The 18,496-nt window shown below is 68.7% G+C and carries 18 protein-coding genes; 2 read left to right on the forward strand and 16 right to left on the reverse strand.

Translation table 11 applies throughout. The annotated features are described in order from the left end of the window. Positions 1 to 13 precede the first annotated feature (13 nt). The 4 genes from AC07PZ_RS05185 to AC07PZ_RS05200 all read right to left on the reverse strand — a co-directional run bounded on the left by AC07PZ_RS05185 (position 14) and on the right by AC07PZ_RS05200 (position 3,649). Positions 14 to 796 (reverse strand): ABC transporter ATP-binding protein, encoded by a 783-nt coding sequence (locus tag AC07PZ_RS05185; protein WP_495293973.1) that lies wholly within the window; start codon positions 794 to 796, stop codon positions 14 to 16. A gap of 61 nt (positions 797 to 857) precedes the next feature. Beyond that, complete coding sequence (locus tag AC07PZ_RS05190; protein ID WP_495293974.1) at positions 858 to 1,721, reverse strand: ABC transporter permease; 864 nt, start codon at positions 1,719 to 1,721, stop codon at positions 858 to 860. A gap of 7 nt (positions 1,722 to 1,728) precedes the next feature. Beyond that, a complete protein-coding gene (locus tag AC07PZ_RS05195) occupies positions 1,729 to 2,703 on the reverse strand; it encodes an ABC transporter substrate-binding protein (RefSeq protein ID WP_495293975.1) in 975 nt (324 codons plus the stop codon). 64 nt (positions 2,704 to 2,767) lie between these two features. Continuing rightward, a complete protein-coding gene (locus AC07PZ_RS05200) occupies positions 2,768 to 3,649 on the reverse strand; it encodes a phytanoyl-CoA dioxygenase family protein (protein ID WP_495293976.1) in 882 nt (293 codons plus the stop codon). Positions 3,650 to 3,994: 345 nt separating this feature from the next. Between AC07PZ_RS05200 and recQ the strand changes: the two genes are divergently transcribed. After that, entirely contained in the window at positions 3,995 to 5,881 is a 1,887-nt protein-coding gene (gene recQ / locus AC07PZ_RS05205; RefSeq protein WP_495293977.1) for a DNA helicase RecQ, read from the forward strand. A gap of 12 nt (positions 5,882 to 5,893) precedes the next feature. On the opposite strand, the gene AC07PZ_RS05210 is transcribed toward recQ, so the two are convergent. From AC07PZ_RS05210 to AC07PZ_RS05265, 12 genes are all read right to left on the reverse strand, one after another. Next, on the reverse strand, positions 5,894 to 7,621 hold the full coding sequence (locus AC07PZ_RS05210; protein ID WP_495293978.1) for an amidohydrolase: 1,728 nt from the start codon (positions 7,619 to 7,621) through the stop codon (positions 5,894 to 5,896). Next, positions 7,618 to 8,457, reverse strand: a complete 840-nt coding sequence (locus AC07PZ_RS05215) for an ABC transporter permease (protein WP_495293979.1) — start codon at positions 8,455 to 8,457, stop codon at positions 7,618 to 7,620. The genes AC07PZ_RS05210 and AC07PZ_RS05215 overlap by 4 nt, the downstream gene beginning before the upstream one ends. After that, the gene (locus AC07PZ_RS05220; protein WP_495293980.1) at positions 8,454 to 9,239 is read right to left on the reverse strand and encodes an ABC transporter ATP-binding protein; all 786 of its coding nucleotides are present in this window, start codon (positions 9,237 to 9,239) and stop codon (positions 8,454 to 8,456) included. The genes AC07PZ_RS05215 and AC07PZ_RS05220 overlap by 4 nt, the downstream gene beginning before the upstream one ends. Next, entirely contained in the window at positions 9,236 to 10,246 is a 1,011-nt protein-coding gene (locus AC07PZ_RS05225) for an ABC transporter substrate-binding protein (RefSeq protein ID WP_495293981.1), read from the reverse strand. Before AC07PZ_RS05225 ends, AC07PZ_RS05220 begins: the two co-directional genes overlap by 4 nt. Before the next feature lie 64 nt (positions 10,247 to 10,310). Then, positions 10,311 to 11,552: an acyl-CoA dehydrogenase family protein gene (locus AC07PZ_RS05230; RefSeq protein WP_495293982.1), complete on the reverse strand. Its 1,242-nt coding sequence runs from the start codon at positions 11,550 to 11,552 to the stop codon at positions 10,311 to 10,313. Positions 11,553 to 11,604: 52 nt separating this feature from the next. Then, positions 11,605 to 12,801 (reverse strand): amidohydrolase family protein, encoded by a 1,197-nt coding sequence (locus AC07PZ_RS05235; RefSeq protein WP_495293983.1) that lies wholly within the window; start codon positions 12,799 to 12,801, stop codon positions 11,605 to 11,607. Between the two features lie 31 nt (positions 12,802 to 12,832). Further along, on the reverse strand, positions 12,833 to 13,669 hold the full coding sequence (locus AC07PZ_RS05240) for an SDR family oxidoreductase (protein WP_495294546.1): 837 nt from the start codon (positions 13,667 to 13,669) through the stop codon (positions 12,833 to 12,835). A 38-nt stretch (positions 13,670 to 13,707) separates the two neighbouring features. Beyond that, positions 13,708 to 14,436, reverse strand: a complete 729-nt coding sequence (locus AC07PZ_RS05245) for a GntR family transcriptional regulator (protein ID WP_495293984.1) — start codon at positions 14,434 to 14,436, stop codon at positions 13,708 to 13,710. 46 nt (positions 14,437 to 14,482) lie between these two features. After that, positions 14,483 to 15,259 (reverse strand): amino acid ABC transporter ATP-binding protein, encoded by a 777-nt coding sequence (locus AC07PZ_RS05250; RefSeq protein WP_495293985.1) that lies wholly within the window; start codon positions 15,257 to 15,259, stop codon positions 14,483 to 14,485. A gap of 12 nt (positions 15,260 to 15,271) precedes the next feature. Then, positions 15,272 to 16,051: an ABC transporter substrate-binding protein gene (locus AC07PZ_RS05255; protein WP_495293986.1), complete on the reverse strand. Its 780-nt coding sequence runs from the start codon at positions 16,049 to 16,051 to the stop codon at positions 15,272 to 15,274. A 46-nt stretch (positions 16,052 to 16,097) separates the two neighbouring features. After that, entirely contained in the window at positions 16,098 to 16,751 is a 654-nt protein-coding gene (locus AC07PZ_RS05260; RefSeq protein ID WP_495293987.1) for an amino acid ABC transporter permease, read from the reverse strand. 10 nt (positions 16,752 to 16,761) lie between these two features. Continuing rightward, a complete protein-coding gene (locus AC07PZ_RS05265; protein ID WP_495293988.1) occupies positions 16,762 to 18,114 on the reverse strand; it encodes an amidohydrolase family protein in 1,353 nt (450 codons plus the stop codon). A 191-nt stretch (positions 18,115 to 18,305) separates the two neighbouring features. Here AC07PZ_RS05265 and AC07PZ_RS05270 point away from each other — a divergent pair, with 191 nt between their 5' ends. Continuing rightward, positions 18,306 to 18,488: a hypothetical protein gene (locus tag AC07PZ_RS05270; protein WP_495293989.1), complete on the forward strand. Its 183-nt coding sequence runs from the start codon at positions 18,306 to 18,308 to the stop codon at positions 18,486 to 18,488. Positions 18,489 to 18,496 lie beyond the last annotated feature (8 nt).

Below are 18,496 nucleotides of genomic sequence, written 5' to 3' on the forward strand. Positions count from 1 at the left end.
GTGGGCGGTCGTGTCAGTGGGCGGCCGTGGCCATGGACTCGGCGCGGATCTCTTCGGTCAAGCGCGCCTTCAGGTCCATGAACTCCGGCGATGTCTTGATGGTGTAGTGGCGCGGATGCGGCAGGTCGACCGCCACGTCGGCCTTGATGCGGCCGGGACGCGCGGTGAACACGGCCACGCGGTTGGCCATGAAGATCGCCTCGTCGATGTCGTGCGTGACGAAGAGCACGGTCTTGCGCGCCGATTCCCAGATGCCCAGCAGCAGCTCCTGCATCAGCACGCGGGTCTGGTTGTCGAGCGCGCCGAAGGGCTCGTCGAGCAGCAGGATCTTCGGGTCGTTGGCCAGCGCACGGGCGATGGCCACGCGCTGCTGCATGCCGCCCGAAAGCTGCTTGGGAAAGTGGTCCTCGAAGCCGCGCAGGCCGACCTTGGCGATGTACTGCGCACTGATCTCCTTCTGCTGCGCGGCCGGCATGCCCTTCTCGCGCAGGCCGAAACAGATGTTCTGCCGGACAGTCAGCCAGGGGAACAGCGTGTAGCTCTGGAACACGACGCCGCGATCGGCGCCGGGGCCGTGCACCGGCTCGCCGTCGAGCAGGATCTGGCCGGTGCTCGGCGTCTCCAGGCCGGCCACCAGGCGCAGCAGCGTCGACTTGCCGCAGCCCGAGGGCCCGAGCACGGTGATGAAATCGTTGTCGGCCACCTCGAGGCTGACCGGCTGCAGGGCCTGCGTCGGCGCCTTGCCGCGGTTGCCCGGGAAGGTCTTGCCGACCTGGCGAATCGAAAGACTACTCACTTGAAACCTCCGTGCTTCGCACTGCGGTGCGCAGCTTGCTTGGGGCGGCCCTGCGCGGCGCTCATCGGAGAAGGCTCCATGGAAACAGGCGCTGGTTGGCCTTCTTGAACAGCAGGTCCGAGCACAGCCCGACCAGCCCGATCACGACGATGCCCGCGATGATGTTCTCGGTCGCCATCAGCGCCTGGCTGTCGGTGATCATGTGGCCGATGCCGGACGACGCGCCGATCAGCTCGGCCACGATGACGTAGGTCCAGCCCAGGCCGAGCACCTGGCGCAGCGCCTCGGCGATCTCTGGCGCGGCACCGGGCAGCAGCACGCGGCGGATCACGCCGCTGTCCTTCGAGCCCAGCGTGTAGGCCGCCTCGACCAGGTCGCGGCGGGTGCCGCTGACGATCATCGCGATCATCAGCGTGAGCTGGAAGAAGCAGCCCAGGAAGATGACCGACAGCTTCTGCGCCTCGCCGATGCCGACCCACAGGATCAGGAGCGGAATGAAGGCCGAGGCCGGCAGGTAGCGCGCGAAGGACACGAAGGGTTCGAAGAAGGCCTCGACCGGTTTGTACGCGCCCATCGCGATGCCCAGCGGCACCGCGATGACCGCGGCGATCACGAAGCCGCCGAGCACGCGCCAGACCGTCATGCCCACGTCACGGATGAAGCCCTGCGTGGCGAACAGGTCGTAGCCCGACTGCAGCGTGAGCAGCGGCGACGCCAGGAAGTGCTTGGGCACCCAGCCGCTGGCGGTGATCAGCGTCCAGAAGCCGATGAACACGGCGAAGAAGGCGACACCCAGCCACACGCGCTTGCGCGACGAGACGGGCACGAGGAGTTTCATGCGCGGCTTTCCGGCAGGCACCGCCACGGGCACGGCGGCCGGCGTGACGGAGGGCTCGGCAGTGGCATCGAGTGGCGCAACTTGCATCGCTGGCTTACTTCTTCAGGAAGCTGGTGTCGAACAGCGCGTCCATGTGGGTCGGCGCGGTCTTGATCACGCCGATCTCCTGCAGCAGCACCGCGGCTTCCTTGTTGAAGGCCTGGATGTCGCCGTTGAAGAACTTCATGTTGGCTTCGCGGTCGGCCCACTGGATCTTGGCCTGCGACTTCTCGAACTGCTCGGCCGTCTGCTTGACGTCGGCGCCCATGATCGTGAAGGCCTTGGTCTTGTCGGCCTTGATCATGTCGAGCGCCTCGAAGTAGCTCTCGGTCAGCGCCTTGGCGGCCTTCGGGTTCTCCTTGATGAACTTCGGCGTGCAGCCGAAGGTGTCGAACACGGCCGGGTACTGCAGCGAGTTGGCCAGCATCTTGCCGGCCTCGGGCTTGTCGTTGACCAGGCTCAGGTAGGGCTCGTAGGTGACGGCGGCGTCGAGGCCGGAATTGCCGGCGACGAAGGCGGTGGCGGCGGGCGACGGCTCGAGCGTGACGACGGTCACGTCCTTCAGCGTCAGGCCGTTCTTCTTGAGCACCCACGACAGGAAGAAGTGCGGGCTGGTGCCGGGCGCCGATGCGGCGACGGTCTTGCCCTTGAGGTCGCTGACCTGGGTGATGCTGTTCTTCGCGACGATGCCGTCCGAACCCATGCCCTGGTCCATCTTGAACAGCTGCGTGGTGGCGATGCCGTTGGTGTTCCAGACGATCCAGGTCTCGACCGTGGTGGCGGCGCACTGGATGTCGCCGGACGCGATCGCCAGGTGGCGGTCCTTCTGCGGGATCTTGCGGATCGTCACGTCCAGCCCGTTCTTCTTGAAGATGCCGGCTTCCTTGGCGAGCGTGAGCGGCGCGAAGCCGGTCCAGCCCGAGATGCCGATCGCCACGGCGGCTTCCTGGGCGGCAGCGGCGCCGGCGAGGCCCAGCGCGAAGGTGGCGGCGAGCAAGGCCGAGACGGCGGATTTCTTCAGTGAGGGCATCGTGACTCCGTAAAAAAGGAGGAAGGGTGGAAAGGAGGAAAGGACGGGCGAAGGGGAAACGAACTCAGCTGGCCGCGGCGGTACCGTCGGCGTGCACCAGCGGGAAGATCGGCGCGTCGAACGGATCGCCATGCTGCATGGTCAGTCCGGTGAACGGCGGCGAGCCCTTGCCCGCGCGCACCGCATAGGTCGCGTCGTCGCCGACCCAGCGCGCCGAGAACACGCGGCGCGACCGCGGCGATGCATTGCCCGGTGCGCCGTGCACCGTGCGGAAGTCGAAGGCGATCGCGTCGCCGGGCTGCATGTCCCAGCCGGCCAGGTCGAGCTCGCCGCGCATCGCCTCGATGTCGGGCATGACCTCGAAGTCGTCGTTCTCGTACAGGCGGGTGCCGTTGAAGCGCATCGGCCGGAAGTCCTTGCCCCAGCGGTGCGAGCCGCGCACGCATTCCATGACCACGTCGCGCGCCACCGGATCGAGCGGGATCCAGAAGCTCACGCTCTGGCGGCCATCGACGCAGTAGTACGGCTGGTCCTGGTGCCAGGGCGTGACGGTGCTGCCGCCGGGCTGCTTGACCAGCACGTGGTCGTGAAAGAAGCGCGCGGTCTTCGACGACATCAGCGCGGCGGCCAGCGGTGCGGCCGGCGAGCCGAAGACGAAATCGCGGAACTGCGGGATGCGCTGCCAGTTGCACAGGTCCTGGAAGAAAGGTGCCGTGCCGTCGGCCGGCACCACGGAGCGTTCGAGCGGGCTCGGGTCGGCCATCAGCGCCGCGATGCCGGCGCGCAGCGGCTCGACCCAGTCGTTGAAGACCTGGCGCAGCACGATGACGCCGTCGCGCTGGAACGCGGCGACGTCGGCATCGGCGACCGCAGGGCTGGCGGCAGCCGCGGACACGGCGGACGTGGCGAGCTGCGGACTCACGCGGTCGGGGGTCTCGGTGCGCATGCGGATGCCTTTCCTATCTGGTCTATACAGGTGCATTGCAAAAACGATGCCAGTCGCGCCACAGCCTGCCCGGCGCCGCCGCGGCGGCAACGCGCCGTGCCGACTCCCCAAATCAGCGCATCGCCCTCGATTTCGGCGGGTGGCGCCCCGGATTGGCGCGGCCGGGCCTGGCCGGCATCGGGCATCCGTGGCAGCCCGGGCCGCGGTGGCGCCGTGAATACTGCGCCAGGCGCCCGAACCTGTCTATACAGAGTCACCAGCATCGCTGCCGGGGAAAACACCGAGCGGCGACAATCGGCGGCTGCCGGCCATGCCGCCGCCAGACCACTCACGCAACGACTCCCCTTGTCCGCCTCGCCCCCCACCCTTTCTTCGCCCGATCCGCGCGGCATCCTCCACGAGGTCTTCGGCTACGAGCAGTTCCGCGGCGCGCAGGCCGACATCGTCGACCACGTGGTGGCGGGCGGCGACGCGCTGGTGCTGATGCCTACCGGCGGCGGCAAGTCGCTGTGCTACCAGATCCCCGCCATCGCACGGCAGCGCGCCGGGCACGGCGTGTCGATCGTGGTGTCGCCGCTGATCGCGCTGATGCACGACCAGGTCGGCGCGCTGCACGAAGCCGGCGTGAGCGCCGCCTTCCTCAATTCCACGCTCGACTGGGAGCAGACGCAGGACGTCGAACGCCGCATGCTGCGCGGCGAGATCACGCTGCTCTACGCCGCGCCCGAGCGCGTGAACACGCCGCGCTTCCTGTCGCAGCTCGACTCGCTGCACGAGCGCGGCAAGCTCAGCCTGTTCGCGATCGACGAGGCGCATTGCGTGAGCCAGTGGGGCCACGACTTCCGGCCCGAGTACCGCTCGCTGACCGTGCTGCACGAACGCTATGCGGGCGTGCCGCGCATTGCGCTCACGGCCACCGCCGACGACCTGACGCGCGCCGACATCGTCGAGCGGCTGCAGCTGGAAGAAGCGCGGCAGTTCGTCAGCAGCTTCGACCGGCCGAACATCCGCTACACCATCGTCGAGAAGAAGGACGCGACCACGCAATTGCTGCGCTTCATCGAGCGCGAGCACGAAGGCGATGCCGGCGTCGTCTATTGCCAGTCGCGCAAGCGGGTCGAGGACGTGGCCGTGATGCTGAAGGACGCCGGCATCAACGCCCTGCCTTATCACGCGGGGCTGGACGCCGCGGTGCGCCAGAAGCATCAGGACCGCTTCCTGCGCGAGGAAGGCATCGTGATGGTGGCGACCATCGCCTTCGGCATGGGCATCGACAAGCCGGACGTGCGCTTCGTCGGCCACCTCGACATGCCCAAGAACATCGAGGGCTACTACCAGGAAACCGGCCGCGCCGGCCGCGACGGCCTGCCCGCCGACGCCTGGATGACCTACGGCCTGCAGGACGTGGTCAACCAGCGCCGCATGATCGACGAGAGCCCGGCCGGCGAGGAGTTCAAGCAGGTGATGCGCGGCAAGCTCGACGCACTGCTGTCGCTGGCCGAGGCGAGCGACTGCCGGCGCGTGCGGCTGCTGGGCTATTTCGGGGAAGCGTCGACGCCCTGCGGCAACTGCGACAACTGTCTGAACCCGCCGCAGGTGTGGGATGGCACAGACGCCGCACGCAAGCTGCTCAGCACGATCTACCGCGTGAACCAGCACAGCGGCATCAGCTTCGGCGCGGGCCACATCATGGACATCCTGCGCGGCAAGGCGACCGAGAAGGTGAAGCAGTTCGGCCACGAGAGCATCAGCACCTTCGGCATCGGCGCGGAGTTCAGCGAAGTGCAATTGCGCGGCGTGCTGCGCCAGCTGATCGCGACCGGTGCACTGGCCGTCAATTCGGAGGCCTTCAACACGCTGCAGCTCACCGACGGCTCGCGCGCCGTGCTCAAGGGCGAGCAGCCGGTGAGCCTGCGCGAATCGGTGTCGTCACCCGCCACGCGCAGCGGCAAGCCGCGCCGCGAAAAGGCCGCGCGCGGTGCGCCATCGGCCGCCGCGGCGGCGCTGGACGAGACCGGCCAGAAGCGCTTCGCCGCACTCAAGGCCTGGCGCGCCGAAGTGGCACGCGAACACAACCTGCCGGCCTATGTGATCTTCCACGACGCCACGCTGGCGGCCATCGCGGAGCGCGCACCCGCGACACTGGAAGACCTGCAGGGCGTGAGCGGGCTGGGGACGAAGAAGCTCGAGGCGTACGGGGCGGATGTGCTGCGGGTTTGCGGGAGCTTTTGAGCGACGCTGCCGTCACCCCTCCGGCGCACCAGCCTCCGCAAGCGCACGCAGCGCCGCATCCGCCGCATGCACCACACGCCCGCCGACCAGCGTCAGCAACGCATGCAGGCCCGGCAGCGCGTCGTCGGCGACGCGCAGCGGGTCGCCGCTGAGCACGGCCAGGTCGGCGACGCATCCGGGCGCGAGCATGCCCTTCTCGTGCTCCTCGAAGCTGAGCCAGGCGCCATGGCGCGTCATGGCCGCCAGCGCCTGCATCCGGTCGAGTGATTGCGCCGGACCGATCACGCGGCCGCTGGTGCGCTCGCGCCGCACCACCGACGCCCACATCGCATGGAACATGCTCGGCGGCACGTTGTCGCTGCCCACGGCCAGCGGCAGGCCGGCCTCGATCAGCAGGCGCTGCGGCACGTGGCCATTGCCTTCGTCCGGCGCGTCCAGCCGCACCTTGCCGTTCTTCCAGAGCGAATAGAACGGAATGGTCGACACCATCACGCCGAGCCGCTTCAGGCGCGGGATGTCGGCGGCGTCCATGGCGCCGATGTGCTCCAGCACCCAGCGCCGGCCGGCCAGCGGAAAGCGGCGGTCGATGCGCTCGAACACGTCGAGCACCTCGCCCAGCCGGTCGCCGATGACGCTGTGCACGCGCAGGTCGTGCTCGGCCGCGGCGGTGGCGTAGTCCTCGAAGTCCTCGATGCGGTTGGCCCACTCGACGAAGCCCATCCAGCCGGTGTTGGGCAGTGCGCGCCGCACCTTGGCGGCCGACACGGCGCTGCCGCCGAGGCCGATGTAGACGCCGCTCACACGCAGGAAGTCGTCGCCCAGCCCACGGCCGCGCGCGTGCGCGAGCCAGTCGCGCATCGCGAGCTTCGCCTCTGCGAGGTTCGACCACACCGGGCTCACGCACAGGCGCGTGCGCATCGTGAGCTCGCCCTGCTCCCACAGCCGCCGGTAGACCGAGATCGTCTCCGGCGCGGAGCCGTGACCTTCATAGAGGCTGGTGGTGCCGGTGGCGTGATAGATCGGCAGCGATCGGCGCAGGCCTTCGAGCCGGTCGTCGAAGCCGAAGGCGGGCACATCGCGCAGCAGGTCGAACTCGACCATCGGCCGCTTGTTGTTCTCGACGATCAGGCCGGTGGGCTGGCCGTCGACGCCGAACTCGATTTCCAGCCCGGCGCATTCGGGGCAGCTGCCGGGCACGATGCCGTTGCGTTCGAGGCCGAGCGAGTTGAGTGCGTTGTAGCCCGGCGGCACGCCCCAGTTGCCGAACAGGCCGGGGATCAGCACCGGATGCCGCGGCGCCACGCCGTCGATTTCGGCACGCGTCGGCATGCGGCCTTCGGCCAGTTGCGCCAGGCCGTCGAAGTAGTACGGCGGGCGGCCGACCGGCATGGTGACGATCCACGCGCCCTCGGGCGTGCGCGCGGCCTCGCGCGCGATCACGGCCAGCACGTCGGCCACGCTGCGGGCCTCGGCCAGGCTCGGGCGCAGCGTCTTGAGGCCCTCGCGTTCGGCATGGGCGTGCGCGTCGATCAGGCCCGGCACGACGGTGCGGCCGGCCAGCGGCAGCAGCGCGGTGCGGGGGCCCGCATGTGCCATGGCGTCGGCATCGCTGCCGACCGCGAGCACACGGCCGCGGCGCAAGGCCACGGCCTGTGCCGCGGCCGCGCCGGGGACCATCGTCAGCACCTGGCCGCCGGTCAGCACCAGGTCGGCGTCGCCCATCGGCAGCGCGCCGCTCATCGCCGCGACTCCCCGCCGTACCACGGGAACAGCCGCGTCAGCAGGATCGCGAACAGGTGGTCCGCCGCGAAGCCGATGGCGCCGAGGAAGATCAGCCCGACGAACATGACGTCGACGCGAAACACCAGGTGCGCGAAGGAGATCAGGTAGCCCAGGCCCTGCTCCGCGCCCACCAGCTCGGCGGCCACGAGCACCACGAAGGCGACCGCCGTGGCCTGCCGCAGGCCGGCGAAGACGAAGGGCAAGGCCGCGGGCAGCGCGACCAGGAAGACCTGCTGCATGCGGCCCGCGCCCAGGCTCGCGGCCGAGCGCAGGTAGATCGGCGGCAGGTCGCGCACGCCGATGAAGGTGTTGACCCAGACCGGGAAGAAGGTGCCCCAGGCGATCAGCATCACCTTCGACAGATCGCCCAGGCCGAACCACACGATGGCGAGCGGCACGATGGCGATCGACGGGATTGCGCGAAAGCCGTGCAGCAGCGGATCGCTCAACTGGCGCAGCACCGTGCTGCGGCCGGTCAGCACGCCGCTCACCACGCCCAGGCTGGCGCCCAGCACGAAGCCCAGCACCGCGCGCTGCAGGCTGGCTGCGACATGCGGCCAGATCTCGCCGGTCTTGAAGGTCATCGCATAGAGCTCGCGCACGGTGTCGGAAGGCGGCGGGAACATCTTCGGGTTGATGCCGGGCACCACGCGCGGCGCCAGCTCCCAGAGGCACAGGAAGATCAGCACGCCGATCAGGCCGAGCCCGACCTGGCGCCAGCCCGCGCGGCGCTGGCTGCTTGCGCGGCTCGCGAGGAAGCCCTGTTCGATGGCCTGGCGTTCCTGCGGCGTCATGGCTGCGTCTCCACGGTGGGGGTTTCGAGTTCGGCGAAGGTCCTGGCGATGCGTGCGTAAGCCGCGGCGAACTCGGGCGAGCCGCGGTCGCGCGGATACGGCAGGTCGACCTCGACCACCTGTTCGATGCGGCCCGGATGCGGGCTCATCACCACCACGCGCTGCGCGAGGTACACGGCTTCCTCGATGTTGTGGGTGATGAAGAAGATGCTCGGTGCCAGCTCGCGCCAGATGCCCAGCAGTTCGCGCTGCAGGCTGGCGCGGGTAAGTGCGTCGATGGCGGCGAAGGGCTCGTCCATCAGCAGCACGCGCGGCTGCGTCGCCAGCGCACGCGCCACCGCCACGCGCTGGCGCATGCCGCCGGAAAGCTCGAACGGATAGCGGCCGGCGGCGCGCGCCAGGCCGGTCATCGCCAGCAGCCGCGCCGCGCGCTCGCGCCGCTCGGCCGCGGGCACGCCCTGCATCTTCAGCCCGAACTCGACGTTGCGCTGCGCCGTCATCCACGGGAACAGCGCGTACTCCTGGAACACGACGCTGCGCGACGGCGACGGGCCCGTGACCGGCGCGCCCTCGAACTCGACCGTGCCGCCGGTGGCGGTGATGAAGCCCGCGATCAGGTTCAGCAGCGTGGTCTTGCCACAGCCGCTCGGGCCGATCGCGCAGACGAATTCGCCGGGCGCGATGTCCAGGTCGACGTCCATCAGCGCCCAGCTCGGCTGGCCGTCGGACGTCGCATAGAGCTTGGACACGTGCCGGATGCTGACGGCCGGGCGGGTGCTCATGCCAGCTTGACCCGCTCGGGCGCCACCGCGCGCATCGCGTCGGTGCTGATCAGGCCGCGGTAGAGCGTGCGCAGGTCCTGATCGGGCTGGCGTGCGAGGCCGGCCTCGACGGCCCACTTGCCGTTGAGCACGAGGTCGTCGAGCAGCGAGCCGTCGAGCCCCACGCCGACGCTCATCGAAGTCATCGACTTGCGCACCACGTCCTCGGGCGCCTTGAGGCGCGCCGCGACGTCGGTGACGGCGCCGGCGTAGTCGGCCTTGTAGAAGTTCTCGGCATCGATCAGCGCCCGCACCGCGGCCTGCACCAGCTGCGGCTGGTTCTTCACCACGTCTTCCGTGGCGGCCAGGATGTAGTGGCTGGCGAACACCTTCTCGATGTTGTCGTTGGACAGCAGCTTGACCTTGTCGGGCGCCTGCGCGATCGCGTTCTCGCCGGCTTCCTGGCCCCAGGCGAAGGCGTCGATGTCGCCGCGCACGAGCGCCGTCACGGCGTCGGGCGCACGCAGGTTGATCACCTGCACGTCCTTCAGCGTGAGGCCGTAGAGCGACAGGTAGCGGCTCAGGTAATAGTGGCCGCTGGTGCCCAGCGTGGTGGCCACGCGCTTGCCCTTGAGGTCGTTCGACCGCTCGATGCCACGGTCGCTGCGCGCCGCGACGACCATGCCCTGCGACACGCGCGAGAACTCCGCCACGATGATCGAGCGCAGGCCGTTGGCGCCCAGCAGTGCCATCGGGCTGTCGGTGGTGGTGCCGAACTGCGCCTTGCCCGCCAGCACCGCATCGAGCGCGAGCCGGCCCGAGGTGAAGCCGAGCGTGCTCGCGTCGACGTCGTATTTCTTCCAGAAATTGCGCGACGAGAGCAGGTAGGGCAGCGCCCAGTTGTAGCCCTGGCTCTCGGCCACCACGATCTTCTGGGGCGCGGCATGCGCCCACGGCACGGCACCGGCGAACGGCGCGGCCCCCATGCCCAACAACAACTTGCGACGCAGCGCGGACGACCTGTTCATGACCGGAATCCTTTGGAAGTGAAAGACAGAAGCGGAAAGACGATCGGGGCGGCGCGGCAGGCGCTCAACCGTACGAATAGGGGAACGGCGGCTGGCCGGTCAGCAGCCATCGGCCGACCTCCTTGAGCCGGTAGTCGATCGGGTCGTGCAGCGTGTGCGTGCGCACGTTGCGCCAGAAGCGGTCCAGGCCGTTGCGGCTGGCGGTGGCGCGGGCGCCGACCATCTCGAAGATCTGGCTGGTGACGTGCAGCGCCACGCGCGCCGCCATCGCGCGGGCGGCCGCCACGTCGATGCTGAGCGCGCCGCGCTGCTCGGGCGTGAGTTCGAGGCCGCGTTCCCAGGCCTGCTGGAAGTGCCGGTTGGCCAGTTCGGACAGCGAGACCGCGGCGCGCAGCTGCATCCAGAGCTCGCCGGTGCGCAGCAGCAGGTAGGGGTCTTCGACCGCCTCGGCCTGGCCGGACATGGCCCAGGCCTTCACGTGCTCCCTGGTGTAGTCGGCCGCATGGCGCAGCGCGCCGAGCGCGTTGCCGAGGTAGTTCTCGGTCAGCATCATCTGGCCGAGCATGTTGCGCAGCGTGGCACGCGGGCTCGAGGCCGGGCCGGGGTCTCGCAGCACCTCGTCGGGATGGATCGGCACCTGCGCGAAGCGCACGCTGCCGCTGTCGGTCTGGCGCTGGCCGATCGCGTCCCAGTCGTCGAGCGCGGTCACGCCGGCGCGCGTGGTCGGGATGACGGCGAAGAGGCGGTCGGTCGGCGCCGTGCCGGTCGCGACCGACACGGTCATCATGTCCGAGCCGCGCGTGCCCGAGCAGAAGCTCTTGACGCCGTCGAGCACGTAATCGTCGCCGTGCAGCGTCACGTTCAGGCGCGTGTCGCGCGCGTTCACGGCGTTGCCCCAGAGCCAGCGATGGGCCACGGTGCCGGCCAGGAAGCGCTGCTGCTGCGCGGCGTCGCCGAACAGGCGCACGGTCGCCACCTGCAGATGCTGGAAGGCCAGCAGATGGGCGATCGAACTGTCCACCTGCGCCACGCGGCGCACGATGCGCAGGATCAGCGGCCAGGGCGCTTCCTCGCCACCCTGCGCACGTGGTACCGCCAGCGTGGCCAGGCCGCTCGCGCGCAGCATGCCGTGCTGCTCCCAGCCGCTGCCGCCGGTCTTGTCGCGTTCGATCACGGTCGGCGCGAGCTGCGCGCAAAGGGCCAGCACCTGTTCGCCATGGGCGCCGAGGTCGAGCGTCTGGCCGCACACGTCGATCGATGCCTCCGGCGTGGCGGGCGGTGCGTTGAAGGCGAACTCGGAATTCATCGGGCAGGGTCCTCGGGGTCGTTGCGGACAGTCAATCAATGGCGATGCGGGCTCAGAGGCCGGCAAGCAGTCGGCGCTCGCGGATGACCGCCCGGCCGCCGATCACCGAATGGACGATGTCGGACGGGCCGCAGCGGTGCACGATCGACGACATCGGATCGGGGCTGGCCCACAGCGCATCGCCATGGACGTCGAGCGCCAGGAAGCTGGCCTCCTTGCCGACATCGATCGCGCCGAGGCGATGCGACAGGCCCAGCGCCACCGCCCCGCCGTGCGTGGCGGCCGACAGCACGCTACGCGCCTCGGCGGCCCGCGCATCCAGCGTCATGCCGCGTGCGAGGCGGCTGGCCATGTCCATCTCGCGGAACATGTCCGGGCTGGAGAACATCATGTTGTCGGTACCGAGCGACCACGCCATGCCCGGCGCGCCGAGCGCCTGCAGCGGCGGCAGGCCGTCGGCCAGCAGCAGGTTGGTGCGCGGGCAGCAGACGACCCGCTGGCCGCGCGCATGGAGCAGCGCCAGGTCCTGCGGCGTGGCATGCGTGAGATGCACCATCAGGTCGGGCTCGAAGGCCAGCGCGCGCGCCACCTCGGTCAGTCCGTGCTGCGCCAGCGAGCGCCGGGCGTCGCGCGGCGATTCGGCCACGTGCACGGCCATCAGCCGATCGGGATGGGCGCTGCGCATGTGCCGCAGCGTGCCGAGGTCGAAGGCATCGACGCTCGGGATGCCGAATCCGTCGGCCGCCTCGGCCAGCGCCGCGATCTGCCGCGCACGCGCGGCCTCGTCGTCGCCCGGCTGGAACAGCGGGCGGCCGAGCACGACCGGCTCGATCGGCAGGCCTTGGCTCGTGCGGCGCAGCGCGTGCACGCCCGCGAGGCCGCCCTCGCGAAAATCGCCGAAGGCGGCAATGCCGCCACGCAGCATCTCCCGGAGCCCCTGGCGCAGGGACGCATCGAGCTGCTCGGGCGTCCACGCGTTGAACAACCGGTGCTTGAGCCCATCCGGCGGATAGACCGCGTCCTCGACGCACAGGCCGACACCCAGCTCCTTCGCGGCGGTGTCGCCGATGTGCGTGTGCGCGTTGACGAAGGCCGGGATGACGAGATGGCCGCCGAGGTCGATGCCCTCGCTGCGGCGCTGCCGCTCGATCGCGGCGATGCGGCCGTGCTCCACCACCAGCGTGGCCTCTGGAATCAGCACCAGCGCCTGGCCTGCCAGCACGCTGCAATGTGTGTAGATGTCCGTCATCGAGGCGCGGCCGGCCGTGGATGCGGTGGGCTCAGGCCGCCTTGGCGCGCAGCGCCGCCTCCATCTCGGCAGCCTTCTTGCTGGTCTTGATGATCGAGCCGCGCGCGGCGATGCCGCCGTCGATCGTCACCACCGTGCCGGTGATGTAGGCCGCATGCGGCGACGCCAGGAACAGCATCAGTTCGGCGACTTCATCGGCCTCGGCCGGACGGCCGCCGGGGTACTGCACGAAGAGCTCCTTCCAGCGGCTCTCGTCGCCGTGCATGTCGAGCGAGCGGCGCTTCATGAGCTTGACCATGCGGTCGGTCGACACCGGGCCCGGGTTGACGCCGACCACGCGGATGCCGTCGTCCAGGCTCACGCCGCCGAGCGCCTTGGTGAAGGCCATCACGGCCGCATTGCCGGTCGAGCCGGCGATGTAGTTGGCGTCCCAGTTCTCGCCGGAGTTGCCGATGTCGTTCACGATCACGCCATGGCCGATGCGCTTCATGCGCGCGTAGACCAGCTGCGTGAGTTCCATGTAGCCCAGCACCTTGAGCGCAAAGCCTCGGCGCACCACGTCGAAGTCGAGCGACTCGATCGGGCCGGAAGGGATGTCGCCCGCGTTGTTGATGAGGATGTCGATGTCGCCGACCGCCTCGTCCAGCGCACGCATGGCGCCGGGCGCCGCCAGGTCCATCGGATGGACCGTGACGTCGACGCCATGCGCAGCGGTGATCTCGGCGCGCGCGGCCTCGAGCGCCGCGGCGTCGCGCGCGGCCAGATGCAGGTGGCAGCCGGCCTCGGCGAAGATGCGTGCCGCCGCGAGGCCGATGCCCTTGGAAGCACCGGTGATCAGGACGGTCTGTCCCTTCAGGTCGAGAGTGATCATGGTTCAGTGGAACGTGGAGAGAAGAAGGCGCAGCCTCAGACGGCGCCGGGAATGTTGGCCGTGATGGCGGCGATGAGATCGACCATGTCGTCCTGCAGCAGCGTGACGTGATCCGCGGCCGCGGCGAAGGCCGCCTCCGCATCGTTGCGCTCGATGGCTTCGATGATGGCCAGGTGCTCGCCGATGGTCGCCGCCATACGGCCGGGCTGGAAGGTCACGTGCCGGCGGTACACGCCCACGCGCTTGCGCAGCGTGCGGGTCTGTTCGGCCAGGTAGTGGGTGTTCGACGCCTCGTACAGCGCGTCGTGGAACTCGCGGTTCACCTCGTAGAAGCTCTCGTGGTCGGCAACGACGAGCAGTTCGCTCAGCCGGGTGTGGATGCGCTTCATCTCGGCACGCTGGGCGACCGTGGCGCGGCGCGCCGCGTAGCGGGCACAGAGGCCTTCCATCACCGACATCATCTGGAACATCTCGATGAGAACGGGCAGCGAGATGCTGGCCACGCAGGCGCCCTGGTGGCCGCGCATCTCGACCAGGCCGTTGCCGGCGAGCGCCTTGAGTGCTTCGCGCAGGGGCGTGCGCGACACCTGGAAGCGCGCGACGAGCTCGGCCTCGTCGAGCCGGGTGCCGGGCTTGAGGGCACCGCTGACGATCAGGCCTTCGAGCGTCTCCTGGAGCTCGTCGGCCAGCGTCACGGATTTCTCGCGCGCACGGTCGCGCGGCGTGCGTGTCGGCGGCGTGGGGGTGTCGTTGGATGCAGTCATATGCCTCTGGATCGTTGTGGGAACAAATGGAGTTTCGCGTGCGGGCTCAGGCCTGGAAGCGTGTCAGGAACTGCTTCAGGCGGTCGGCCTGGGGATCGAGGAACAGGGTCTCGGGCTCCGCGCTCTCGACCACGACACCGCCGTCCATGAACACCACGCGCGACGACACGTCGCGTGCAAAACGCATCTCGTGCGTCACGATCAGCATCGTGAGGCCGGTGCTCGCCAGGTCCTGTATGACGCTCAGCACCTCGCCCACGAGTTCTGGGTCGAGTGCCGACGTGATCTCGTCGAGCAGCAGCACGGTGGGCGACATCGCCAGCGCACGGGCGATCGCCACGCGCTGCTGCTGGCCACCGGAAAGCTCGCCGGGATAGCTGCCGGCCTTGGCGCGCAGGCCGACCTTGTCGAGCTGCGCCAGTGCGATCTCGGCGGCGCGGTCCTTCGCGATGCCCTGCACCTGGATCAGACCGAGCGTGATGTTGCGCAGCACGGTCATGTGCGGGAACAGGTTGTACTGCTGGAACACGAAGCCCACCTTGCGGCGCAGCGCATTGAGGCGCTCTTCGCCGGCCAGCATGCGACCGCCGAGCTTGAACTCGTAGCCCACGAGCTGGCCGTCGACCAGCACGTCGCCTTCGTCGTACGGCTCGATGAAGTTGATGCAGGACAGCAGCGTGCTCTTGCCCGACCCCGAGGGGCCGATGATCGAGATGACCTCGCCCTTGCGGACGTTCAGGTCGATGCCGCGCAGCACGGCGTTGTCGCCGTAGCGCTTGTGCAGGCCTCGGATCTCGACGGCGAGCTTGGGCTCAACTTCCACGTCGGATGCTCCTTACTGTCCGCTGAACCACTTTTCCTCGAGCTTCTTCATGAAGCCGTCGGCCTTCATCGACGCCAGCGTCTTGTTCAGCGCAGCGGCCATCTCGGTGTCTTCCTTGCGGACCGCGATGCCGGCCATGCGCTTCTCCCAAGCCGAGGTCACGGTGAGGTTCTTCATGTCCTTGCTCTGGTGCTGCAGCGCCGGCAGGTTGTTGACGACGAGCTTGACGCGGCCCGCGTCGAGGTCCTTGATGGCCAGCATCAGCGTGTCGTAGACCTTGATGTTGCTGCCCGACGGGAAGTTGTCCTTGGCCCAGGCGGCGCCTGCGGAACCGATCTCGACACCGATGGTGTCCTTCGCATCGACCTTGTTGGGCGTCAGGCCGGCATCGGCCTTGTTGACGGCGGCGCCGATGTCGGCGTCGAGGTAGCCGTCGGTGAAGAGCACCTGCTCGGCACGTGCCGGCGTGACGGTCATCGACGAGATCAGGATGTCGGTGCGCTTGGACTTGAGCGTGCCGATGATGCCCTTGTATTCGACCACGACCCAGTCGGTCTTCAGGCCCAGGCGGCGGGCCATCTCGTTGCCCATGTCGATGTCGAAGCCCACCAGCTTGCCGTTCTCCATGAACTCCATCGGCGGGTAGTGGCCCGAGTTGGCGATGCTGAGGACGCCCGGCTTGGCGGTGGCGGGCGCTTGCGCATGGGCCGCGCCGAGGGTCGCGAACGCACCGATCAGCGATGCACAGGCCACGGCGAGCAATTGCGACCGGCGGGTGAGGGAACTGAACATTCTGGACTCCAGGGATTGAGGAAGGAAAGCGATGGATGCGCGGCCGTCAGGTCACGCGGATGCGGGTTTCGAGGAATTTGTTGAGCCCGATGAGCGGCAGCGCCAGGATGAAGTAGCCGAGCGCGACGCCCATCAGCGGGCTGAAGGTGTTGGCGCGCCATGACATGGTCTCGACACCGACGCGCAGCAGGTCGGCGATGGCGATGGTCGATACGAGCGAGGTCTGCTTCAGCGTGGAGAGCACCTCGTTCGACAGCGGCGCCAGCACGCGGCGCATGGCCTGCGGCAGGATCACCCAGCGCATCGCCTGGAAGTGCGACAGCCCGATGGCGCGCGCCGCCCGGATCTGCGCCGGCGCCACCGACTCGATGCCCGCGCGGATGATCTCGGTGGCGTACGCGCCGAAGGTGATCGACAGCCCGACGATGGCCACCGGCAGCGCGTCGATGTTGATGCCCAGCGACGGCAGGCCGTAGTACAGCAGCGTCAGCGTGAGCAGCAGCGGCATCGTGCGGAAGAAGAACACGTAGACCGCAGCGACGCGGCGCGGCAGCGCGGCCCGCGCCACACGGCCCTGCGCCATGAAGAAGCCGATCACGATGCCGAGCGCGCTCGACACCACGGTCAGCATGATCGTGATGCCCGCGCCCTTCACCAGCAGGGGCAGCGTTTCGAGAAATATCTTGAGATCGAAGTCCATGTCGCTCAGCTCACTCCACGGGCCACTTGGGCATGACTTTGGCGCCGAGTCCCGACTCGCGCGCGATGCGCCTGCCGCGCGTCTGCGACTCGAGCAAGGCGCGTTCCTCGTCGATGCTCAGCACCACGCCGTTCTCCATCAGCACCTCGCCGTTGCACACCACGGTGTCCGCGCCGCCGCGGGCCGCGAACACCAGATTGGCGATGGGGTTGAGCACCGGCTGCCACTCGGGCTTGCGGGTGTCGAAGATCGCGATGTCGGCGCGCTTGCCGGGCTCCAGCGAGCCGATCTCGTCGCTCCACAGCGCGCAGCGCGCGCCGTGCAGCGTGGCCATTTCGATGGCCGTCTCGGGCGGCAGCACGCTGGGATCGAGCCGCTGCGACTTGGCACCGCCCGCGGCCAGGTTCATCTGCCGAACGACGTCGACGAAGTTGCTCGACATGGCGCTGTCCGAACCCAGCGACACGCTCACGCCGAGTTCGAGCATCTCGGGGAAGCGACCGAACTCCATGCTGCCCATGCCGAGGCGATAGCCCGCGGACGGAGAGCATGAAACCTTGATGTCGTGCTTGACGCACAGCGCGATCTCGCGCGGGCTGGCCCAGCCCATGTGGATCACCAGCAGGTTCGGGCCGAGCGCACCGAGCACGTCCATGCGCTCGAGGTCATGCATGCCGAACTTCACGCGGGCGGCGACCACCTCGTCGCGCGACTCCGACGCATGCAGCGCCAGGCCCACGCCGAGATCGTCGGCCCGGGCCTTGGCGCGCCGGATCAGGTCGTCGGAACACACGGCCAGCACGCGCAGGCCGAACCAGGTGCGCACGCGTCCGTCATGCAGGCCGTTGAGGCGGCGCACCGCGGCCTCGGCATGGCCCAGCGCTTCATCGGCCGTCTCGCGCTTCAGATGTGACGACAGCTCGCCCATCGGCGTGCTGTGCACGTCGAAGGCGATGCGGGCGATCACGCCGCGCATGCCGCTCTCGCCGATGGCGCGCGCCATCTGATCGGGGAAATAGTTGCCCGGGTCGACGAAGCAGGTCGTGCCGGCGCGGATCATCTCCAGCTGGCAGTTGATCGCCGCCCAGTAGGCGTCTTCTTCGGTCAGTTGCTGCTCGTAGCCATAGAGGCGTTCGAACAGATGCACGGGCAGGTCGCAGCCATCGCACAGGCCGCGGCCCAGTTGCTGCGAGTTGTGGACATGGGTGTCGACGAGTCCGGGCATCACGAGCTTGCCGGCCGCATCGATGACCTTGTCGGCCTGGAAGAAGGCCTCGATCTCCTCGGTCTTGCCGACGGCGACGATCCGGCTGCCTTCGATGGCGACGGCGCCATCGCTGACGATGCGACGGGTCGGGTCCATGGTGACCAGCCAATCGGCATGTCGGATCAGGAGGCGCCGATTCGGATGCGCAGATTCAGAAGCAGTGGGCATATACGAAGTCCACCAAGCAGTATTTATGCCATCCGCTGTCGTATGCATGTGCCATGCACCCGCCTCTCTTTCGACAGAAGGCCGCCCCGCAACGACGACATGCAGGGGATGCGACGGTGATGAGTCGAGTCATCAGCGATGAAATGACCGAAGCCCAAGCCCATCGCCATCAAAAATACAAAAATCGCATTCTTGAATGCACCAAAGACCGCATCTCGGCACCGATTGCGATCACCACGCATGCAATTGGCACACCCGACCATACGAATCCATCGAAATTGGATGGCATAGCTTCTGCTTAAAGCAGGGC

It is taken from the genome of Variovorax sp. GW821-FHT10B04 (assembly GCF_059415645.1).